This window comes from Agrobacterium sp. 20P9.1.2, from assembly GCF_057799395.1.
Window position 1 is genome coordinate 668,738 of the sequence record NZ_JBYOKI010000003.1, and the last position, 19,690, is coordinate 688,427.

The 19,690-nt window shown below is 57.2% G+C and carries 15 protein-coding genes; 6 read left to right on the forward strand and 9 right to left on the reverse strand.

Annotated elements, in window-relative coordinates; genetic code table 11:
- Nucleotides 1–2: 2 nt before the first annotated feature.
- From AC27VJ_RS12550 to dnaG, 3 genes are all read right to left on the reverse strand, one after another.
- On the reverse strand, nucleotides 3–986 hold the full coding sequence (locus AC27VJ_RS12550; protein ID WP_488684296.1) for a DUF930 domain-containing protein: 984 nt from the start codon (nucleotides 984–986) through the stop codon (nucleotides 3–5).
- A 117-nt stretch (nucleotides 987–1,103) separates the two neighbouring features.
- Nucleotides 1,104–3,158: an RNA polymerase sigma factor RpoD gene (gene rpoD, locus AC27VJ_RS12555; RefSeq protein WP_353577974.1), complete on the reverse strand. Its 2,055-nt coding sequence runs from the start codon at nucleotides 3,156–3,158 to the stop codon at nucleotides 1,104–1,106.
- Nucleotides 3,159–3,549: 391 nt separating this feature from the next.
- Nucleotides 3,550–5,541, reverse strand: a complete 1,992-nt coding sequence (gene dnaG, locus AC27VJ_RS12560; RefSeq protein ID WP_488684297.1) for a DNA primase — start codon at nucleotides 5,539–5,541, stop codon at nucleotides 3,550–3,552.
- Between the two features lie 183 nt (nucleotides 5,542–5,724).
- On the opposite strand from dnaG, the gene AC27VJ_RS12565 reads away from it, so the two are divergent.
- On the forward strand, nucleotides 5,725–6,015 hold the full coding sequence (locus AC27VJ_RS12565; RefSeq protein ID WP_488684298.1) for a BrnT family toxin: 291 nt from the start codon (nucleotides 5,725–5,727) through the stop codon (nucleotides 6,013–6,015).
- Entirely contained in the window at nucleotides 5,978–6,310 is a 333-nt protein-coding gene (locus AC27VJ_RS12570; RefSeq protein ID WP_488684299.1) for a BrnA antitoxin family protein, read from the forward strand. Before AC27VJ_RS12565 ends, AC27VJ_RS12570 begins: the two co-directional genes overlap by 38 nt.
- 271 nt (nucleotides 6,311–6,581) lie before the next feature.
- Here the strand turns inward: AC27VJ_RS12570 and AC27VJ_RS12575 are convergent, their stop codons facing one another.
- Nucleotides 6,582–7,034 carry a GatB/YqeY domain-containing protein gene (locus AC27VJ_RS12575; RefSeq protein ID WP_113088585.1) on the reverse strand — a complete coding sequence of 151 codons (453 nt, stop codon included), beginning with the start codon at nucleotides 7,032–7,034 and terminating at the stop codon, nucleotides 6,582–6,584.
- A gap of 322 nt (nucleotides 7,035–7,356) precedes the next feature.
- Between AC27VJ_RS12575 and carA the strand changes: the two genes are divergently transcribed.
- Nucleotides 7,357–8,562, forward strand: a complete 1,206-nt coding sequence (carA, locus tag AC27VJ_RS12580; protein ID WP_488684300.1) for a glutamine-hydrolyzing carbamoyl-phosphate synthase small subunit — start codon at nucleotides 7,357–7,359, stop codon at nucleotides 8,560–8,562.
- Between the two features lie 42 nt (nucleotides 8,563–8,604).
- On the opposite strand, the gene AC27VJ_RS12585 is transcribed toward carA, so the two are convergent.
- On the reverse strand, nucleotides 8,605–10,002 hold the full coding sequence (locus tag AC27VJ_RS12585; protein ID WP_488684302.1) for an MATE family efflux transporter: 1,398 nt from the start codon (nucleotides 10,000–10,002) through the stop codon (nucleotides 8,605–8,607).
- 323 nt (nucleotides 10,003–10,325) lie between these two features.
- Between AC27VJ_RS12585 and mcpU the strand changes: the two genes are divergently transcribed.
- Nucleotides 10,326–12,407: a methyl-accepting chemotaxis protein McpU gene (gene mcpU, locus AC27VJ_RS12590; protein WP_488684303.1), complete on the forward strand. Its 2,082-nt coding sequence runs from the start codon at nucleotides 10,326–10,328 to the stop codon at nucleotides 12,405–12,407.
- Between the two features lie 35 nt (nucleotides 12,408–12,442).
- Here mcpU and AC27VJ_RS12595 read toward each other — a convergent pair whose 3' ends face one another.
- A complete protein-coding gene (locus AC27VJ_RS12595; RefSeq protein ID WP_488684304.1) occupies nucleotides 12,443–12,766 on the reverse strand; it encodes an ArsR/SmtB family transcription factor in 324 nt (107 codons plus the stop codon).
- A 47-nt stretch (nucleotides 12,767–12,813) separates the two neighbouring features.
- Between AC27VJ_RS12595 and AC27VJ_RS12600 the strand changes: the two genes are divergently transcribed.
- Nucleotides 12,814–13,275: an SRPBCC family protein gene (locus AC27VJ_RS12600; protein ID WP_488684305.1), complete on the forward strand. Its 462-nt coding sequence runs from the start codon at nucleotides 12,814–12,816 to the stop codon at nucleotides 13,273–13,275.
- Nucleotides 13,276–13,332: 57 nt separating this feature from the next.
- Here the strand turns inward: AC27VJ_RS12600 and ypfJ are convergent, their stop codons facing one another.
- Both ypfJ and AC27VJ_RS12610 read right to left on the reverse strand, forming a co-directional pair.
- Nucleotides 13,333–14,235, reverse strand: coding sequence for a KPN_02809 family neutral zinc metallopeptidase (gene ypfJ, locus AC27VJ_RS12605; protein ID WP_113088580.1), 903 nt, complete (start codon nucleotides 14,233–14,235; stop codon nucleotides 13,333–13,335).
- Between the two features lie 71 nt (nucleotides 14,236–14,306).
- A complete protein-coding gene (locus tag AC27VJ_RS12610; RefSeq protein WP_488684306.1) occupies nucleotides 14,307–14,975 on the reverse strand; it encodes a glutathione S-transferase family protein in 669 nt (222 codons plus the stop codon).
- A gap of 261 nt (nucleotides 14,976–15,236) precedes the next feature.
- Between AC27VJ_RS12610 and carB the strand changes: the two genes are divergently transcribed.
- A complete protein-coding gene (carB, locus tag AC27VJ_RS12615; RefSeq protein WP_488684307.1) occupies nucleotides 15,237–18,725 on the forward strand; it encodes a carbamoyl-phosphate synthase large subunit in 3,489 nt (1,162 codons plus the stop codon).
- A 69-nt stretch (nucleotides 18,726–18,794) separates the two neighbouring features.
- Here the strand turns inward: carB and AC27VJ_RS12620 are convergent, their stop codons facing one another.
- Nucleotides 18,795–19,676 (reverse strand): aldo/keto reductase family oxidoreductase, encoded by an 882-nt coding sequence (locus AC27VJ_RS12620; RefSeq protein WP_488684308.1) that lies wholly within the window; start codon nucleotides 19,674–19,676, stop codon nucleotides 18,795–18,797.
- Nucleotides 19,677–19,690: the final 14 nt, after the last annotated feature.

Sequence of the window (19,690 nt, forward strand, 5' to 3'; positions counted from 1 at the left end):
GCTTAATACACGTCAGGAAGCTTCAGGCGCTTGACATCGTCAGCAGAGAGTTTCTGTCCGATCTGGAAGCGAAAATCGGTGACGATGTAATTGTCGATATCGACCTCGCAGCGGTAGTTTACGGGAAACCACTGCGGGCCGACATTAAAAGCGCCTTGGGCGTCCATAACATTTCCGGCGATTGGAAAGTTTCGCCCGGTATGAGGTTGCAGCCCTTCGAATGGTAACTGCCCTCTTCTCTGGTCGTTGATCTGCGCTGTCACCTCAGCCATGCACAGCTGTGCCACTCTTTCTACCGGGGGCAAATTGCCGAGAATCTGCCGCAGCATCGGGCGTGGACGCGTGCCGCTCGCCAGAATTTTCTTGGCGGGCTTGAGGTTTGGATTACCCTCTCCGTCCTGGGCCGCTTTGGTTTCCTCAACCGGCTTCTTCACAATGTCTGGCTTGGGTGTCGGAACGGCAACGGCGGCCATATCAACAGGCGCCTCAGCTTCCACAGCGGGGATTTCTCCTTGCTCAGCGGTTGCCTTGTTTGATGATGGCGTGGGCGGCGGCGTTACATCCTTTTGGGCCTCTTCGGCAGGCTTTGGCTCCGGCTGCGACGTCTGCGGCTCATCCGCCGGCTTTGGCTGCTCCTGCCCGCCGGTTTCTTCTTGCTTGCCAGGTTCGTCACGCTCATCCAACTGAGTTTTATCAGGGCGGACAGCGATCAACGGTGTTTGTGCCCGAGGCGGCGGCGGAGGTGGTTGCGGCTTTTCTTCCGCGGGTGGTGGTGGCTCTTCCGCCTTTTTCTCTTCCGGCTTCGGCGGCTCCTCTTTGGGAGGCTCTACCATTTCGACGTTGACGGTCTCCGGCTCGGGCTCGGCTGGTGCTGGCGTATAGCCCGACCATAAAAGATAAGTCCCTCCGACAAGAACATGCAGCATGATCGAGAGCGGAATCGTCCAGCTCCCCTGCCACCATGTTTTCTTGTCGGTCTTTTCCATCAGAACGTCATGTCCTTTGCTGCGTCAGAGATAATCGTTTTGAACGCAAGCACCATCCCCAAAAAAGAAAAACCCGGCCAGAAACTGACCGGGTTCAAAGTCTTCCACTGCGAAAGCTTAGCTGTCGAGGAACGAGCGCAGCTTGCGCGAACGGCTCGGATGCTTGAGCTTGCGAAGCGCCTTGGCTTCGATCTGACGAATACGTTCACGGGTAACCGAGAACTGCTGTCCGACTTCTTCCAGCGTATGGTCCGTGTTCATGCCGATACCAAAGCGCATGCGCAGAACGCGCTCTTCGCGTGGCGTCAGCGAAGCCAGAACGCGGGTCGTTGTTTCGCGCAGGTTGGCCTGAATGGCGGCATCGATAGGCAGAAGCGCGTTCTTGTCCTCGATGAAGTCACCCAGATGCGAATCCTCTTCGTCACCCACGGGGGTTTCGAGCGAGATCGGCTCCTTGGCAATTTTCAGAACCTTGCGAACCTTTTCCAGAGGCATGGCCAGCTTTTCAGCCAGTTCTTCCGGAGTCGGTTCGCGACCGATTTCATGCAGCATCTGACGCGATGTACGAACGATCTTGTTGATCGTTTCGATCATATGCACCGGAATACGGATGGTACGGGCCTGGTCGGCAATCGAACGGGTGATTGCCTGACGAATCCACCACGTCGCATAGGTCGAGAACTTGTAACCGCGACGATATTCGAACTTATCGACAGCCTTCATCAGGCCGATATTGCCTTCCTGAATGAGATCGAGGAACTGCAAACCGCGGTTTGTGTACTTCTTCGCAATCGAGATAACCAGACGCAGGTTGGCTTCCACCATTTCCTTCTTGGCAATGCGCGCTTCGCGCTCGCCCTTCTGGACCATGGAAACGATGCGGCGGAATTCGGCAATGGAAATGCCGGTTTCCTGAGCGAGATTCTGGATTTCCTGACGGATATCGCGGATCGTGTTGTTTTCTTCGCGCGCGAATTCCTTCCAGCCCTTGGCGGCCAGATTGGCAATCGACTTCATCCAGTTCGGATCGAGTTCCGCACCGTGATACTGCTCAAGGAAGCCGTCACGCTTGACGCCGTAAGATTCGGCAAGGCGCAGCAGACGGCCTTCGTTCTGCATCAGGCGCTTGGAAATGTCGTAGAGCTGCTCGACAAGGCTGTCGACGCGGTTCTGGTTCAGCGACAGCGACTTCACAGCCGTGATCAACTGATCCTTCAGTTCCTTGTAGCGACGTTCCTGACCGGTGGACAGCGTGCCGGTGCAGGCAAGGCGCGCCTCGACCTGCTGATCCTGAAGCTTGCGCAGCTTCTTGTAGGTGTCGGCAATCGTATCCAGCGTTTCCATGACCTGCGGGCGCAGTTCGGCTTCCATCGCAGCCAGCGAAAGATTGGACTCGTCGTCGTCCTCCTCTTCCTCTTCATGCGGAAGGCCTTCGCCACCAACATTCGTCACATCGTCATCGCCACCGGGATTGCGCAGACGGCGGACTTTTTCTTTCTCTTCAGCAGCCTTGCGGTCTGCTTCAATCTTCTCCGGGCTCTGGAACTGCGGTGCAGCCTTGGCTTCCGGACCGGAATAGGTGGTTTCGAGATCGATGATCTCACGCAGCAGTGTTGTGCCTTCGTTGAGTTCGTCGCGCCAGATGATCAGCGCCTGGAACGTCAACGGGCTTTCGCACAGGCCGGAGATCATCGTCTCGCGGCCAGCCTCGATGCGCTTGGCAATCGCGATTTCGCCTTCGCGTGACAAAAGCTCTACCGAGCCCATTTCGCGCAGATACATGCGCACCGGGTCGTCGGTACGGTCTGTCGGCTCTTTCTTCTTGGCGGTTGCTAGGGCCGTGCCGCTGGAAGGCGCAAGTTCGCCACCCTCGGACTCTTCAGCCTCAGCATCGTTATCGTCGGCTTCAGGCGCAGCCTCTTCGGCGTCCTCGTCCTCGATGACGTTGATACCCATTTCACTGAGCATCGCCATGATGTCTTCGATGCGGTCAGGATCAACCTGATCCGACGGCAGAACCTCGTTCAGCTCATCCATGGTGACGTAGCCGCGCTTCTTGGCGGCCTTGATCATTTTCTTGACCGCGTCATCCGAAAGATCGAGAAGCGGCCCATCCGTCGCGCCATCGCGTTCGTTTTCAGCTTCTTCGTTTTCTTTGACTTTGGTTGCCATCTATCTCGTCGCTTTCCCTGACGCTAACATCCGCTTCGCCGCAAGGCCGTTTACCCCCAAGGGCACCCGGCTATGGCCGCGAATCACTGTCAAACACCTAACGGAATGATCTTTAATTGCCGATTAACCACGGCTGCCAACGGCGGAACATCAAGACAGTGCATCCGGAAATGCTTTTGCATGCAGTTTCGATCCGCCAAGGCCCATTCCACCTTACTTTTCCTGGAATGGTGATTCCCGCTATTTCCCGTCGCGTCAAGCCTTTATGGCTAGAGCGAGGGTTAAAAACCAAAAAAGCCGTCATTGCGGCGACATTTCGCGGGCCTTCACCAACTTATCCCCTATTTAGGTCGATCTGCGAAAAAGACAAGCCTGCAACACGTTAAAAGGCCTATCCGTGACTATAGGCCGCTCCCTTGACCCGCCCCGACATGACGCCGAATCCATCGATGATCGCTTCCTGATTTTCCATCCGACCGATCTCCAGCTGCACCTCGGAAAGCGCGCGCATTAACAACGCTCCGCGCTCACCGTCGCCATCTGCAGTAACCTCAGCGATTTCTCTTTCAAGTTCACTTTTCTGCCTGCGCAACGCTTTCGCTCGCTTATATAAAGAGAGTGACTGAACATAGCCTTCCCGCGCGTCTTCAAGCGCTGCATGGATACTTGCGGTCCACTGGCGATTGTAACGTATCTGCTGATCCATCGTGGAAATCAGGGCACTGAAACCATTATCGTGAAGATTCTTTATCAATTCACTAGCTGACAGGTTAGCTGCATGCTCTGCTGTGTAAGCCAAGAGATGAGACCAGAGCTTTTGCAATTCGGCATGATCATATTCAATGCAAGATATTTCATCATACTCTTCCAATAAAAGTTCAGGGTGGTTCACAATCGTGAACGCTAGAACACTTTCTCTCAAAGCAGGTGCGCGAACTGAGGGGGATGTCTTCACCAAAGAGTTCAACTTTGCACTTGCAATTGTACCTTGCTCCAACAGAGCCTGACCCGGTCCAGGTGCAAGACCACTCGGCGCTTGACGACGAGTTTGTCCCTGACCTCTAGATCCTTTTTCAAACTTAGAGTTTCTGCTCTGAAACTGCGGCTGAAAGAACGCATTCAGCCGGTCGCGCATGTCCTGCTGGTAAAAGCGGCGCACGCTTTCATCACCGATAACGGACACGATCTGCCGTAGGCGGTTTTCCAACTCTGCGCGCTTTTCCGGCGTATCGAAGGTGACAGCCGCCGTCTCGCGGCTCCAGATCATGGCCGCTAGTGGCTTGGCTTCCGACAGAACCCGGTCAAACGGCGACCTGCCCTCGTGGCGCACCAGATCGTCCGGGTCTTTGCCGTCAGGCAGCAGCGCGAAGCTGACGGAGCGGCCCGGCTTGATATGCGGCAGCGCCAGATCAGCGGCACGGCTGGCGGCGCGAATGCCAGCTCCATCGCCATCGAAACACAGCACGGGCTGGGTCGACATCTTCCACAACAGATCGAGCTGGCTTTCCGTCAGCGCGGTTCCAAGTGGTGCCACGGCATTTTCCACGCCCGCCTGATAGAGCGCGATGACATCCATATAACCTTCAACGGCGATGACCGTGCCGGAGGATTGCGTGGCGCGCCGCGCACGGGCGAAATTGTAAAGGACGTTGCCCTTGTGGAAGAGCTCCGTCTCATTGGAATTGAGATATTTGGCCAGCGCATCCGCCGCCATGGCACGACCACCGAAGGCGATAACCTTTTCCCGCGACGAGAGAATGGGAAACATGATGCGGTCACGAAAACGGTCGTAGGAAACAGGCACATTCTCATGCACCACCAGGCCACAAGCCTCCATCTGCTCCTTGGCGATACCCTTGGAGGCCAGATGCTCCTTCAGCGCGTTGCGGCTATCGGGAGCGAAACCCAATCGGAACGTCTCGATGGTGCGGCCCGTCAGGCCACGATCCCGCAGGTAGGCGCGCGCTCTGGCACCCGCTGCCGTCTGCAACTGATCCTGAAAGAACAGCGTCGCCATTTCCATGACGTCCTGAAGCGACGCCCGCTCGCGCTCGCGCCGCTCCGCCTGCACATCCGGCTGCGGCATGGACACGCCCGCCATATCGGCAATCTGCTGAACAGCTTCGGGAAAACCCATGCCATCAAGATCGGTTAGAAAACGAAAATGGTCGCCGGAAACACCGCAGCCAAAACAATGGTAACGGCCTTTACGGTCCTCACAATGGAAGCTGGGGCTCTTCTCCCCATGGAAGGGGCAGCAAGCCCAGTAGTCACCCTTGGACGCGTTGCTCTTCTTCCTGTCCCACGTCACACGTCTGCCGATAACATCTGAGATGTTCACTCGGTCACGTATCTCGTCGAGAAATGAGTTTGAAAAGCGCATCTTTACCTGGGATCACTGCCTGTCTTCGGCCAGTCTTTTATATAAGCGCAGCTGGCTGTGATTACCAAGGGCAGAAACGGATGATGCCCGTTATTCACAGACCTCTTGACAGGAGTGTATATACAAATGAATATACACGAAAGCGCAGGACGTGCTGACGAACAGTGTTTTTAGGAACGCCCTATGCTTGTGTCTAAAGAATTTGCCTCGTTCGAATGGGACGAGAACAAACGCAAAACGAATTTGGTTAAGCACGACATCGATTTCGAAGATGCCTTGGAAGCGCTTAGCGAACCACATATCGAGCTTTTATCCAACAGAAACGGAGAAGTCCGCATCTGCGCTATTTGCCCTCTGGGTCGCCGCCTCATAACTGTCGTTTATACGATGCGCGGCGATATATGTCGGATTATTTCAGCGCGCGCGGCGAGAAAAAATGAGCACAAACTCTACCACGCGAATGACATTGGATGAGCTTCGGGCCAAGCGAGCGCGCGGCGAGAAAAGCGCGACAGACTGGGCGCGCGTCGATGCATTGACCGATGAAGACATCGAGCGTGCGATGCGCGACGATCCTGATTGGGCGGAATGGATCGATGTCGATTGGTCGAAGGCTGAAGTCGTCGTGCCCGTTAACAAGAAATCGATCTCGATCCGGCTGGATGAGGATGTCATCGACTTCTTCAAATCCACAGGCAAGGGATACCAGACCCGAATGAACGCGATTTTGCGCCATTATGTGCGCGAGCAGAGAAGCAATAAGAGCTGATAGCAGGCCTCGAAGAGGCCATTGCCTAAGCGCCAACTTCTGGCAAATTTAGGGCAAAAAATCCCTGCGAAACATTATGTTTTTGTAATTTGAAGGCGGGGCGAAACAGGCCTAATTTCGTAGCATCGGCATGATGCCGAGCGTGTGCGTAATGCTTGGTGCCAGGCGCCATCCCCCAAGAGAGCCTGACTATGCGCTTAAACCGCGAGCGCACCTCAAGCATAAAAAAGGCAGGGCAACCACATGCGCCCTGCCTTTTCCTTTTTCAGCGTTACTTCAACAATTCCTTGATGAGACCGGAAGCCTTGCCGAAATCCAACTGGCCAGGGTAGCGCTCTTTCAGAACGCCCATGACTTTGCCCATATCGCGCAGGCCGGAGGCTTCGGTTTCCGCAATCACGCCTTCGATGATGGAGCGGACCTCCTCTTCGGGAATCTCTTCCGGCATGAAGCTCTTGATGATGACGATTTCTTCGCGCTCGTGCTCGGCAAGTTCCGCGCGTCCGGCCTTGTCGTAGATACCGGCGGATTCTTCGCGCTGCTTGATCATCTTGGCCAGAATCTGCAGAATTTCCTCGTCGGAAACCGCGTCCTTGCCGATGCCGCGATTGGCGATATCGCGGTCCTTGACGGCGGCCTGGATGAGGCGGATCGTCGAAATCTGGCGCGTATCGCGGGCTTTCATGGCCTCTTTAAGGGTGTTGGCGAATGTATCGCGGATCATGTTTCTCTCCTTGAAAAAGCCGTGACATCCGGCAAATTCCGGTCAGGCTTTTCCTCCATAATTTTGCCGGTGACATAAACGAGCAAGCGGGTGTCGGCAAATCATTTACATAAGTCTCTGAATCGACTGGATTTTAAATCCAGCTAATCCACAGGGCTGCGGTTGACCGTTCGCGCCCCTTTCGTTATTTTCCGGCACCTGCACAGGATTTTAACGAAGGTTACGACGCGAAGGCTTTCGCGCGCCCTTATCCGCGAAAAAAGATGACCGCTTTGCACCTGCCTTTCAAGAGGCGGGCCCAAGTGGCAGAAACGGAAACGAGATGACCGAGACAGCACCCTGGACCACCCGCAAACCCACCGCCATGCTCGTTCTGGCAGATGGCACCGTGATCGAGGGAACCGGCATCGGCGCAACCGGCAAGGTTCAGGCGGAAGTCTGCTTCAACACCGCATTGACCGGTTACGAAGAAATCCTGACCGACCCGTCCTATCTCGGCCAGATCGTTACCTTCACCTTCCCGCATATCGGCAACATCGGCACCAATGACGAAGACATCGAAGACCTGACGCCCGCTGCACGGCGCGGCGCGGTTGGCGTGATCTTCAAGGCCGACATCACCGAGCCATCCAACTTCCGCGCGGTCAAGCATCTCGATGCGTGGCTGAAAGCCCGCGGCATCATCGGCCTTTGCGGCGTCGATACGCGTGCTCTGACGGCCTGGATCCGTGAGAACGGCGCACCAAACGCGGTCATCGCCCACGACCCCAACGGCGTTTTCGATATCGAAGCGCTGAAAGCCGAAGCCAAGGCCTGGAGCGGTCTCGAAGGTCTCGATCTCGCCATCGAAGCGACATCCGGCCAGTCATCGGTCTGGGCCGAAACGCCTTGGGAATGGAACAAGGGTTACGGCACGCTGGGTGAAGCAGATGCCAAGTACCACGTTGTCTGCGTCGATTTCGGCGTGAAGCGCAACATTCTGCGCCTCTTTGCCGGTCTGGATTGCAAGGTCACCGTCGTGCCCGCACAGACATCTGCCGAAGACATCATGGCACTGAAGCCCGATGGCGTGTTTCTCTCCAACGGCCCGGGAGACCCGGCGGCAACCGGCAAGTATGCCGTGCCGGTCATTCAGGACCTGATCAAGACGGACCTGCCGGTCTTCGGTATCTGCCTTGGCCACCAGATGCTGGGTCTCGCCGTCGGCGCCAAGACCGAAAAGATGCATCAGGGCCACCATGGCGCCAACCACCCGGTCAAGGACTTCACCACCGGCAAGGTGGAAATCGTCTCTATGAACCACGGCTTTGCGGTGGATACGAAGTCTCTGCCAGAAGGCGTTGAAGAGACTCATATTTCCCTGTTCGATGGCACCAATTGCGGCCTGCGCATCACCGGCAAGCCGGTCTTCTCGGTCCAGCACCACCCGGAAGCATCCCCCGGTCCGCAGGACAGCCACTATCTCTTCCGCCGCTTCGTCAACCTGCTGCGTGAGAAGAAGGGCGAACCGGCTCTCGCAGAGCGCTGATAAGACTCTTGAAGTTGCGAATAACGATATGGCGGCCCGCTCTCAGCGGGCCGTTTTCATTTCACGTTTTACCATCAGATAGAAGCGTGTGGTCAGCAGAATGGCAGCGGTCGACAGACCGACCACGAAGCCGAACCAGACACCGGGTCCCCCAAAGCCGAGCGGAAAAGCTGCGACCCAGGCAAGCGCCAGACCGATGGGCCAGTAGGAAATCAGCGCAAGGATCATCGGCACACGCGCGTCCTTGAGACCACGCAGAAGACCGGCGGCCACCGCCTGCATGCCGTCCACCAGCTGAAACACACCGGCGATGATGACCAGCGTTCCGGCATAGGCCAGAACTTCCGTCGCACCCGGAAGCGTGGGGTCGAGGAACCAGCTTGCGAGATATTCAGGCGCAAGAGCAAACAGCAGACCCCCGCAGGCCGCGATAGCACAGGCAACGCCGTACACCGTGACTGCTGCACGCACGAGATTGGGGTAATCCTTCTGCCCATGCGCCACGCCGATCCGCACGGTTGCGGCCTGCGCCAGCCCAAGCGGGATCATAAAGGCAATCGAGGCCAATTGCAGCGCAATGCCGTGTGCCGCCAGCTCAAGCGTTCCGATCTGCCCCATAAGAATGGAGGCCGCCGAAAACAGGGTCACTTCGGCCAGAATAGTGACGCTGATCGGTAGGCCAAGGCGGATGACCTCCCACAGCGCATGAAAATCCGGCCGCCAAAAACGCACGAAGAGTTCATAGCGCCGCGTCTCATCCCGCGTCTGAATATAGATGACGATGAACGCCAGACTGAAGGTATTGACGATAACAGCCGCATAGGCAGCGCCGATCATGCCGAAAGCGGGAAAGCCGAAATGGCCGAGAACCAGCGCATAGGCCAGAAAGCCATTGAGCAGCAGCATCGAAATGGTGGCATAAAGAATGATGCCCGCCCGCCCGATGGCGCTGACGAGGCCGCGCATGACGTAAAACAGAAGCGCTGGCAGCAGGCCGAATTGTGCGACAGCAAGATATTGGCCGGTTTGCGCGGACACCGCCGGATTTTGCCCCAGCGAGAGAAGGATTTTCTCGGCGCTGAGGAACAACGGCACCGTCAGCAGCCAGTAAACGGTGGCCACCCACATGCCCATGCGCAGGGCTCGGCGAGCAGATGTCGCATCGCCCTGCCCATAGGCATTGGCGACCATGGGAACGACGGCGACGGAAAAGCCCGAGCCGAAAATGAACACGACGAAATAGAACTGTCCAGCCAGCACCATGGCGGCCAGCTTTTCTGCGCCCAGCTGGCCGACAATGACCATATCCGTGGTGTGAATGCCAAGCTGCGCCAGCTGCGCGCCGATCAGCGGAATTCCCAAAGCTAGCGTCGCGAGCAAATGCGCGCCCCACGAGTTGGCACCCACATGAGCGTTTTCAACCGCAACCGACGAAGACATGACATCACCTCAAAAAAGCAAAAGCCGCTTCCCTGCGAATGAGGAAAGCGGCGCGGCACCTGAATAGGATATTTAAAAGAAATGCGCAAGAATGCGGCAAACGCGCAAAATCTCGTCATGCAAAAATATTTATAAAATTAAACAATGGCTTATGTCAAAAACTGCAGGCAGCTGGTGAGAGCATTAATCTTTATTCACGCGAGGCTGATAGGGGTGACTGGCAAAAGCTATGAGATTTCTGGGTGCATGAAGCACGCCACACGCGCCAATGGCATGTTTCTATCAAAATCCGGTATTACCGGTCTCTTCTCGAGGTCCAGAAATTGTCCAAGAAATCCAATTTGATGACGCGGATCGTCGTCGCGGCGTCCTGTGTCGTTGTCGCGGCCTTCGCGGGCTTTTCCATTTATATTGATGGCTTGCAGCGCGACGCGGCCAACCATTTCGTTGAAGACAAGATCAATGCCGCTGGCAAACAGTCGGCGCAGAGCATCGCCAACTGGCTGAACGGCCGTATCATGATGACCGAAATGGTCGGCGCCTCCATGGTCAAGGCGACCGATCAGGAGCGGCTGGAACTTGCCCTGCACAATGATGTTCTGGCGCGCGAATTCAAGTCTACCTATTTTGGCGATGAAGCCGGTGTGTTCAACAACTTCCCATCGACAAAGATGCGCGACGGCTACGATCCGCGCCAGCGTCCATGGTATCAGGCTGCCGTCAAAGCAGACTCCACCGTGCTGACGGAACCCTATGCCGATGCCACCACCGGCAAGCTGGTTGTCAGCGCCGCCCTGCCCGTCAAGCGCGATGGCAAGCTGGTCGGTGTTGCCGCCAGCGACTTCATGTTGACGACGCTGGTCTCCATGATCGGTTCCGTCGATGCTGGCAATGAAGGTTATGCGTTTCTGGTCAACAAGGATGGCAAAATCCTCATCCACCCCGATGAAGCGATGATCAACAAGACGCTGACCGACCTCTTCCCGGTCGCGACGCCGACGATTTCCCAGACTGTCTCGCAGACCCAGATCAACGGCGCGGACAAGATCACCAGCTTCATTCCCGTCCCTGGTCTGCCCTCTGTACAATGGTCGGTCGGCCTCGTCATCGACAGCAACACGGCCTTTGCCTCCATTTCGCAATTCCGTATTGCCGCCGTCGTCGCCACCATTCTGGCCGTTGCCGGTATGATCGCCTTCCTCGCTTTCCTCGTAAACAGCCTGATTGCCAAGCCAGTCACGCAGATGACGTCTGCCATGGACCAGCTGGCCGCAGGCAATCTGGATGTCGCCATTCCCGGACAGGAGCGCAACGACCAGATCGGATCGATGGCCGCAGCCGTCGCCGTATTTCGCAGCAATGCGCTGGAGCGGCTTCGTCTGGAAGGCGATGCAGCACAGACCCGCACCCTTTCCGAACAAGAACGCAGCGAGCGCGAGCAGCTGTCGGCAAAGGATGCCGCCGACATTCAGTTCGCCGTCGATTCGCTGGCGCAAGGCCTTGCCCATCTCTCGGACGGCAATCTGAACTACCGCATCAACACGCCCTTCGTGGCACACATCGACCGTCTACGCGAAGACTTCAACGCTTCCATCAGCAAGCTCAATGGCGCCCTCGTCAATGTCGGCCAGAATGCGCGTGCCATCGATGCCGGTGCGAGCGAAATTCGCCACTCCGCCGACGATCTTGCCAAACGCACGGAACAGCAGGCGGCATCGGTGGAAGAAACCGCAGCAGCGCTGGAAGAAATTACCACCACAGTCAAGGATTCGGCAAAGCGTGCCGAAGAGGTCGGCCGTCTGGTGGAGCGCGCCCGCAGCAATGCCGAACAATCCGGCGTGGTCGTTGGCGATGCGGTGAAGGCCATGGAAGGCATCGAGCAGTCCTCCTCCGGCATTTCCAAGATCATCGGCGTTATCGATGAAATTGCTTTCCAGACCAATCTTCTCGCTCTGAATGCCGGTGTGGAAGCTGCCCGTGCGGGCGAAGCAGGCAAGGGCTTTGCCGTTGTGGCGCAGGAAGTGCGTGAACTGGCACAACGCTCTGCCAACGCCGCCAAGGAAATCAAGACCCTCATCAGCGCCTCCACCACGCAGGTCGAAGCAGGCGTTTCGCTGGTTGGCAATGCTGGCAAGGCGCTGGAAACCATCGTGGCGGAAGTGCAGGAAATCAACAAGCACATCAACGCCATCGTTCTGGCCTCTCGCGAACAGTCCACCGGATTGCAGGAGATCAACACGGCGATCAACACCATCGATCAGGGCACGCAGCAGAATGCCGCCATGGTCGAGGAACAGACTGCCGCAAGCCACGGCCTCGCTTCGGAAGCGGCAGCGCTCAATGCCCTACTGGCCCAGTTCCAGCTGGCCAATGAGCAGGCGCAGCGTTACAGCCGCGCGGCCTGATAAAAAAATGGCGTGGCCTGCAAGGGCCACGCCATTTATCCTTCCAAATCCTTTTTCAACGTCTCCAGCATGCCAACGGCGTGCGCCGCATAAGCCCCGATCCAGCGATCATGAATGGCTTTGATCGGCAGCGGATTGAGATAATTCCACCGCTCCCTCCCCTCCCGTTTTGCAATCACCAGATCCGCCGCCTCCAGCACTTTCAAGTGCTGCATGACCGTGCAACGGTCCAATTGGGGGAAATGCGTACAGAGTACGCCGGTGGTTTTAGGGTCGTCTTTCAACACATCCAGCATCTCCCTGCGAATCGGAGCCGCCAGCGCTTTGAAAATTCTGTCGTTTTCTGCATCTCTTGACATGTTATATTTTTATAACATAATTGCGCCTAGAACAAGAGGAGGAGAAAATGGAATTAAAATTCAAAGTGGCAGGCAGAATATCAAAGCCGGTCGATGAGGTCTTTGAGGCCATCGTCAACCCGCAGCAATTGTCCAGATATTTCACCACGGGCGGCGCGAAAGGCAGACTGGAAACCGGCTCAACCGTAATGTGGAACTTCCACGATTTTCCCGGCGAATGCCCCGTGGAGGTCGTCAAGGTTGAGAAGGACAAGGAAATTGTTCTGCAATGGGATGCCAATGAAGACAAAGACCATACGAGCACCAGCTACAAGACAATCGTGACGATGACGTTTGAAAGCATTGACGGCAACAGAACACTGGTCAGCATTGCCGAGGAAGGCTGGAAGGAAACGCCGAAGGGCCTGAATGCTTCCTATGGCAATTGTCACGGCTGGACACAAATGCTCTGTTCTCTGAAAGCTTATCTGGAGCACCGCATCAACCTGCGTGAAGGCATGTATAAATGACAGAAAAGCGCTGGGCGGTTTTCGCCGCACAGCGCTTTGATTTTTTAAACCTAAGCCTCAGATATCAGCCGAAAACGTATCGCAATCCTCAAGCCGTCCGCTGTCGAAACCCCGCTTGAACCATTCCGCACGCTGGGCAGATGTGCCGTGGTTGAAACTATCAGGTACGACATAGCCCTGCGATTTCTTCTGCAACGTATCGTCCCCAATCTGGTGCGCGGCATTCAATGCTTCTTCCAGATCGCCGGTTTCCAGAATGCCCTTCTGCTGGGTGGACTTGCCCCAGATGCCGGCATAGCAATCTGCCTGCAATTCCACGCGAACCGACATCTTGTTGGCTTCCGTCTCGCCCATGGATTGGCGCTGGCGGTTGAACTCCGGCAGAACACCGGTCAGGTTCTGGACGTGATGGCCGACTTCATGGGCAATCACATAGGCCTGTGCGAAATCGCCCGATGCGCCGAAACGCCGGTCCAGCTCGCGGAAGAAGTCCGTGTCCAGATAGACCTTGCGGTCAACCGGGCAATAGAACGGGCCGCTGGCGGAAGAGGCATTGCCACAGGCCGAGCGGACTTGACCGGCAAACAGCACAAGTGTCGGCTTTTCATAGGTCTCACCGGCGGAGCTGAATATCTTGCCCCAGGTGTCCTCGGTTTCCGCCAGCACAGTGCGTACGAAAGCGGTCGTCTCGTCGCTAGACTGGCCCTGCGGACGTGTGCCCGTCGTCTGCTGGTTGCTGCTGCCGCCATCCATCGAGACATCGCCGCCGGATAGCAGCGTTAGCGGATTGATGCCCAGCGCCCAGCTGATCAGCAGGATCACGACAAGTCCGCCGATACCTATGCCGCCGCCACGCCCACCGCCGGTGGGCAGACGAAAACCACCGCCGCCCATGCCACCAGATGACATGCCGCGTCTGTCTTCAATATTGTCGGATTGGCGTCGCCCTCTCCACTGCATATTCAGTCTCCCCTTCAGTGCCTTGCTAAACGCTATAGTCTCGAAAGCGTTCCGGCTAGAGCATTTCCGGGTTAGCTGTTGGAGTAGATATAAGCTCCGCCCTTTTGAAGCGCGCGCTGGTAAGCTGGCCGCGCCCGGATGGTCTCAAGAAAGCGGCGGATGGCAGGATGTGCTTTTGCACCGTCCACGCGGCTCATCGCCGCTTCTACCGGAAAGCTCATGGCGATATCTGCACCCGTCAGTTCGCTGCCCGCGAACAGGCCGTCCTTTGCAAGCTCGCTTTCCCAATAGGCGGTGTGGTCGGCCAGCTGCGGATCGACCAGCTTGCTGGCTACGCCCTGCGAAATCATGCTTGCCACAGGCCGCAGGAAGAACGGAACCTGACCGGGAATGCGCGAAAACAACAGCTTCAGCAACAGCAGCGGCATGGCGGAGCCTTCCGCATAATGCAGCCAATAGACATAACGTCGATAGGCGTCCGTCCCCTGCTCCGGCCTGAAGGCTCCCTTGCCATATGTATCGAGCAGATATTCGATGATCGCGCCGCTTTCGGCGTAAATCTTGCCGCCATCTTCGATGACCGGAGACTTGCCCAGCGGATGCACTGCCTTCAGCTCTTTCGGCGCCCGCATGTCCGGCCCGCGTTTGTATGTCTTCACCTCATAATCAAGGCCCAGTTCTTCGAGCAGCCAAAGAATGCGGTGCGCGCGGGAATTTTCGAGATAATGGACAATAATCATAAGGGCCTGCTCTTCCTTGTGGAAACAAACTTAATGCATTCAAATATCTATACGTTTTTAAGACCCGAAAGGATCAGCTGGCAACACAGTTATATATGGAGCCAACTTTCCTGTCAGAAAGCGAAGATTCGGGGTTCCGTTCAACAAAACATTTGCCTATAAGCCGCTTCTAGCCTGAAAAGATTTGAATTGCGCGCCCCCGACCGGTGATCCATCACCTTGGCCGGTTTTTTGCGCAACACGAAAAGCGGAACGAGAGCCATGCCGAAGCGCCAAGATATCAAATCCATCCTTATCATCGGCGCTGGTCCGATTGTCATCGGTCAGGCATGCGAATTCGATTATTCCGGTACACAGGCCTGTAAAGCGCTGAAAGAGGAAGGCTACCGCGTCATCCTCGTCAACTCCAATCCTGCCACCATCATGACCGACCCCGGTCTGGCCGACGCAACTTACGTCGAGCCGATCACCCCGGAAGTGGTTGCCAAGATCATCGCCAAAGAACGCCCGGACGCGCTTCTGCCGACCATGGGTGGCCAGACGGCGCTGAACACCGCACTTTCCCTTAAGCGCATGGGCGTGCTGGACCGCTACAATGTCGAGATGATCGGCGCGAAACCTGAAGCCATCGACATGGCCGAAGACCGCGCTTTGTTCCGCGAAGCCATGAAGCGGATCAACCTGGAAACACCGAAGTCGATGCTGGCCAACGCCACCGACATCAAGGATGCGGACCGCAAGACGCACGAAGCCGCGCGCGCCGATCTCAAGGCAAAGCTTTCCGGTGCGGAACTGGACAAGGCGCTCGACAACCTTGAAAACCAGTGGAACCTTGGTGAGACGGACCGCAAGCAGCGCTACATCAGCCACGCTCTGGCCGTGGCCGCGCAGGCCATCGATGTTGTCGGCCTGCCCGCCATCATCCGCCCGTCCTTCACCATGGGCGGCACCGGCGGCGGCATTGCTTACAACCGCTCCGAATTCTTCGAAATCATCGGCGGCGGTCTGGATGCATCGCCCACCACCGAAGTGCTGATCGAAGAATCGGTTCTCGGCTGGAAAGAGTATGAAATGGAAGTGGTCCGCGACAAGGCGGACAACTGCATCATCATCTGCTCCATCGAAAACATCGACCCGATGGGCGTCCACACCGGCGACTCGATCACCGTTGCCCCTGCGCTGACGCTGACGGACAAAGAATACCAGATGATGCGTAATGCATCGATTGCGGTTCTGCGCGAAATCGGCGTCGAGACCGGCGGCTCGAACGTACAGTTCGCAGTAAACCCGAAGGATGGCCGTCTGGTCGTCATCGAAATGAACCCGCGCGTTTCGCGCTCGTCGGCGCTCGCCTCCAAGGCCACCGGCTTCCCGATTGCCAAGGTCGCGGCCAAGCTCGCTGTCGGCTATACGCTGGACGAACTGGACAACGACATCACTGGCGGTGCGACGCCTGCGTCCTTCGAACCATCCATCGACTATGTCGTTACGAAGATCCCGCGTTTCGCTTTCGAGAAATTCCCCGGCGCATCGCCCATCCTGACCACGGCCATGAAGTCGGTCGGTGAAGTCATGGCGATTGGCCGTACCTTCGCTGAATCCCTGCAGAAGGCACTGCGTGGTCTGGAAACCGGCCTCACCGGTCTCGATGAGATCGAAATCCCCGGTTACGAAGAAGGCGAAGGCTCCAAGAACGCCATCCGCGCTGCCATCGGCACACCAACGCCGGATCGTCTGCGCATGGTCGCACAAGCCCTTCGCATGGGCATGTCCGAAGCCGAAGTGCATGAAAACAGCAAGATCGACCCATGGTTCATCGCCCAGTTCAAGGCTATAGTGGACATGGAAGCCCGCGTTCGCGAACACGGCCTGCCTCAGGACGCTGAAAACCTGCGTTCGCTGAAAGCCATGGGCTTCTCCGACGCCCGCCTTGCGAGCCTCACCAAGAAGCGCCCCAAGGAAGTGGCAGAGCTTCGCAACAGCCTCAACGTGCGCCCGGTCTTCAAGCGCATCGATACCTGCGCTGCCGAATTCGCTTCGCCAACCGCTTACATGTACTCCACCTACGAGACGCCATTCGTCGGCCAGTTGCGCTCGGAAGCGCAGGTTTCCGACCGCAAGAAGGTCGTCATTCTGGGCGGTGGCCCGAACCGTATCGGCCAGGGCATCGAGTTCGACTATTGCTGCTGCCACGCCGCCTTCGCGTTGAAAGATGCAGGCTTTGAAGCCATCATGATCAATTGCAACCCGGAGACCGTCTCCACCGACTACGACACGTCCGACCGCCTCTATTTCGAGCCGCTGACGGCTGAAGACGTGATCGAAATCATGCGTGCGGAGCAGGAAAAGGGTGAGCTGGTCGGCGTTATCGTGCAGTTCGGCGGCCAGACACCGCTCAAGCTCGCCGAAGCCTTGGAAAAGAACGGTATTCCGATCCTCGGCACAGCACCCGACATGATCGACCTTGCGGAAGATCGTGACCGCTTCCTGAAGCTTTTGATGAGGCTCGACCTCAACCAGCCGAACAACGGCATCGCCTATTCCGTCGAGCAGGCCCGCTTGGTCGCGTCCGAAATCGGCTTCCCGCTGGTCGTGCGCCCGTCCTACGTTCTGGGTGGCCGCGCCATGCAGATCATCCATTCGGAAGGACAGCTTCAGACCTACCTGCTGGACACCGTTCCGGGCCTCGTGCCCGAAGATATCAAGCAGCGTTACCCCAACGACAAGACCGGCCAGATCAACACGCTGCTGGGCAAGAACCCGCTGCTGTTCGATAGCTACCTGACCAACGCCGTCGAAGTGGACGTGGATGCGCTGTGCGATGGCGAAAACGTCTTCGTCTCCGGCATCATGGAGCATATCGAAGAAGCCGGTATTCACTCCGGCGACAGCGCCTGCTCGCTGCCATCCCGTTCGCTTTCCAAGGAAACGCTGGACGAGTTGGAACGCCAGACGACAGCCATGGCCAAGGCGCTCAACGTTGGCGGTTTGATGAACGTGCAATATGCCATCAAGGACGGCACGATCTACGTTCTGGAAGTCAATCCGCGTGCATCACGTACCGTGCCGTTCGTCGCCAAGACCATTGGCGCGCCGATTGCCAAGATCGCAGCCCGTATCATGACCGGCGAAAAGCTGGATGCGGCGATTGCGGCCTATGGCGAAAAGCCCGATCCGCGCAATCTCAAGCACATCGCCGTCAAGGAAGCCGTGTTCCCGTTTGCCCGCTTCCCCGGCGTCGACATTCTGCTCGGACCAGAAATGCGCTCCACCGGCGAAGTCATCGGCCTCGACAGCGATTTCGCTCTGGCCTTCGCCAAGTCGCAGCTGGGTGCCGGTGTCGATCTGCCCCGTTCCGGCGCGGTGTTCGTTTCCGTGCGCGATGAAGACAAGGAACGCGTTCTGCCCGCCATCCGCCATCTGGTCGAAATCGGCTTCAAGGTTCTGGCAACCGGCGGAACCCAGCGTTTCCTCGCTGAACAGGGCATCGATGCCGAAAAGATCAACAAGGTGCAGGAAGGACGTCCACATATCGAAGACGCCATCCGCAACCGTCAGGTCCAGTTGGTCATCAACACCACCGACAGCAACAAGGCGATCTCGGACTCGAAATCGCTGCGCCGCGCAACGCTGATGCAGAAGGTGCCCTACTACACCACCATGTCCGGTGCAGAGTCCGCAGCACTCGCCATCAAGGCGCTGAAGGCTGGCAGCCTGGATGTGAAGCCGCTGCAGAGCTACTTCGCATAAGCGACAGCATCTCCTGAATACAGAAAGGGCGCGTCGGTGACGCGCCCTTTGCTTTTCGGCGTGCGGAAATTAATGCGCTGCGCTTGCGGCAGCCACGCCGTCGAGTTCCGTGATGATCTCATCCGACAGAACGAGATCGGCAGCACCCAGATTTTCATGCAGATGCGCAACGGAGGATGTGCCGGGGATCAGCAGGATGTTGGGCGCCCGGCGCAAAAGCCATGCAAGGGCAACCTGCATGGGTGTAGCCTCCAGACGCGCCGCAACATCCGACAAAGCCGAAGACTGGAGCGGGCTGAAACCACCCAGCGGGAAGAACGGCACATAGGCAATGCCATCATTCGCCAAGCTGTCGATCAGGGCGTCATCTTGCCGATGCGCCAGATTATACATGTTCTGAACGCAGACGATCTCGGCTATCTTGCGACCCTCAGTAACCTGATTGGCCGTGACATTGCTCAGCCCGATGTGGCGAACCAGACCCTGCCGCTGCAACTCGGCAAGCGGCGTCAGCAAAGGTTCGATGGAGCCTTCTGCCGGTCCGTGCACATCGAACATGACACGCAGATTAACCACATCCATGACGTCGAGCCCGAGATTGCGCAAATTGTCATGTACCGCACTGGTCAGTTCTTCCGGCGAGGATGCAAGGTTCCAGGATTTATCCTCGCCACGCTTCGCACCGATTTTGGGGACGATGACGAGATCGTCCGTGTAAGGGTGCAGCGCCTCGCGGATCAGCTGGTTGGTGACATGCGGCCCATAGAAATCGCTGGTATCGATGTGGTTGACCCCGGCCTCCACGGCAGCGCGCAGCACGGCAAGCGCGCCGTCACGATCCTTCGGTGGGCCAAACACGCCCGGGCCTGCCAACTGCATGGCGCCGTAACCAAGGCGGTTTACGCTGCGGCTTCCAAGTTTAAATGTTCCGGCCTTGTCGATGTTGGACATGATCGTTCTCCTGA

Coding starts and splice junctions, on each gene's coding strand:
- AC27VJ_RS12550 (WP_488684296.1), bottom strand. CDS start 986: ATGGAAAAGACCGACAAGAAAACATGGTGGCAGGGGAGCTGGACGATT.
- rpoD (WP_353577974.1), bottom strand. CDS start 3,158: ATGGCAACCAAAGTCAAAGAAAACGAAGAAGCTGAAAACGAACGCGAT.
- dnaG (WP_488684297.1), bottom strand. CDS start 5,541: ATGCGCTTTTCAAACTCATTTCTCGACGAGATACGTGACCGAGTGAAC.
- AC27VJ_RS12565 (WP_488684298.1), top strand. CDS start 5,725: ATGCTTGTGTCTAAAGAATTTGCCTCGTTCGAATGGGACGAGAACAAA.
- AC27VJ_RS12570 (WP_488684299.1), top strand. CDS start 5,978: ATGAGCACAAACTCTACCACGCGAATGACATTGGATGAGCTTCGGGCC.
- AC27VJ_RS12575 (WP_113088585.1), bottom strand. CDS start 7,034: ATGATCCGCGATACATTCGCCAACACCCTTAAAGAGGCCATGAAAGCC.
- carA (WP_488684300.1), top strand. CDS start 7,357: ATGACCGAGACAGCACCCTGGACCACCCGCAAACCCACCGCCATGCTC.
- AC27VJ_RS12585 (WP_488684302.1), bottom strand. CDS start 10,002: ATGTCTTCGTCGGTTGCGGTTGAAAACGCTCATGTGGGTGCCAACTCG.
- AC27VJ_RS12595 (WP_488684304.1), bottom strand. CDS start 12,766: ATGTCAAGAGATGCAGAAAACGACAGAATTTTCAAAGCGCTGGCGGCT.
- AC27VJ_RS12600 (WP_488684305.1), top strand. CDS start 12,814: ATGGAATTAAAATTCAAAGTGGCAGGCAGAATATCAAAGCCGGTCGAT.
- ypfJ (WP_113088580.1), bottom strand. CDS start 14,235: ATGCAGTGGAGAGGGCGACGCCAATCCGACAATATTGAAGACAGACGC.
- AC27VJ_RS12610 (WP_488684306.1), bottom strand. CDS start 14,975: ATGATTATTGTCCATTATCTCGAAAATTCCCGCGCGCACCGCATTCTT.
- carB (WP_488684307.1), top strand. CDS start 15,237: ATGCCGAAGCGCCAAGATATCAAATCCATCCTTATCATCGGCGCTGGT.
- AC27VJ_RS12620 (WP_488684308.1), bottom strand. CDS start 19,676: ATGTCCAACATCGACAAGGCCGGAACATTTAAACTTGGAAGCCGCAGC.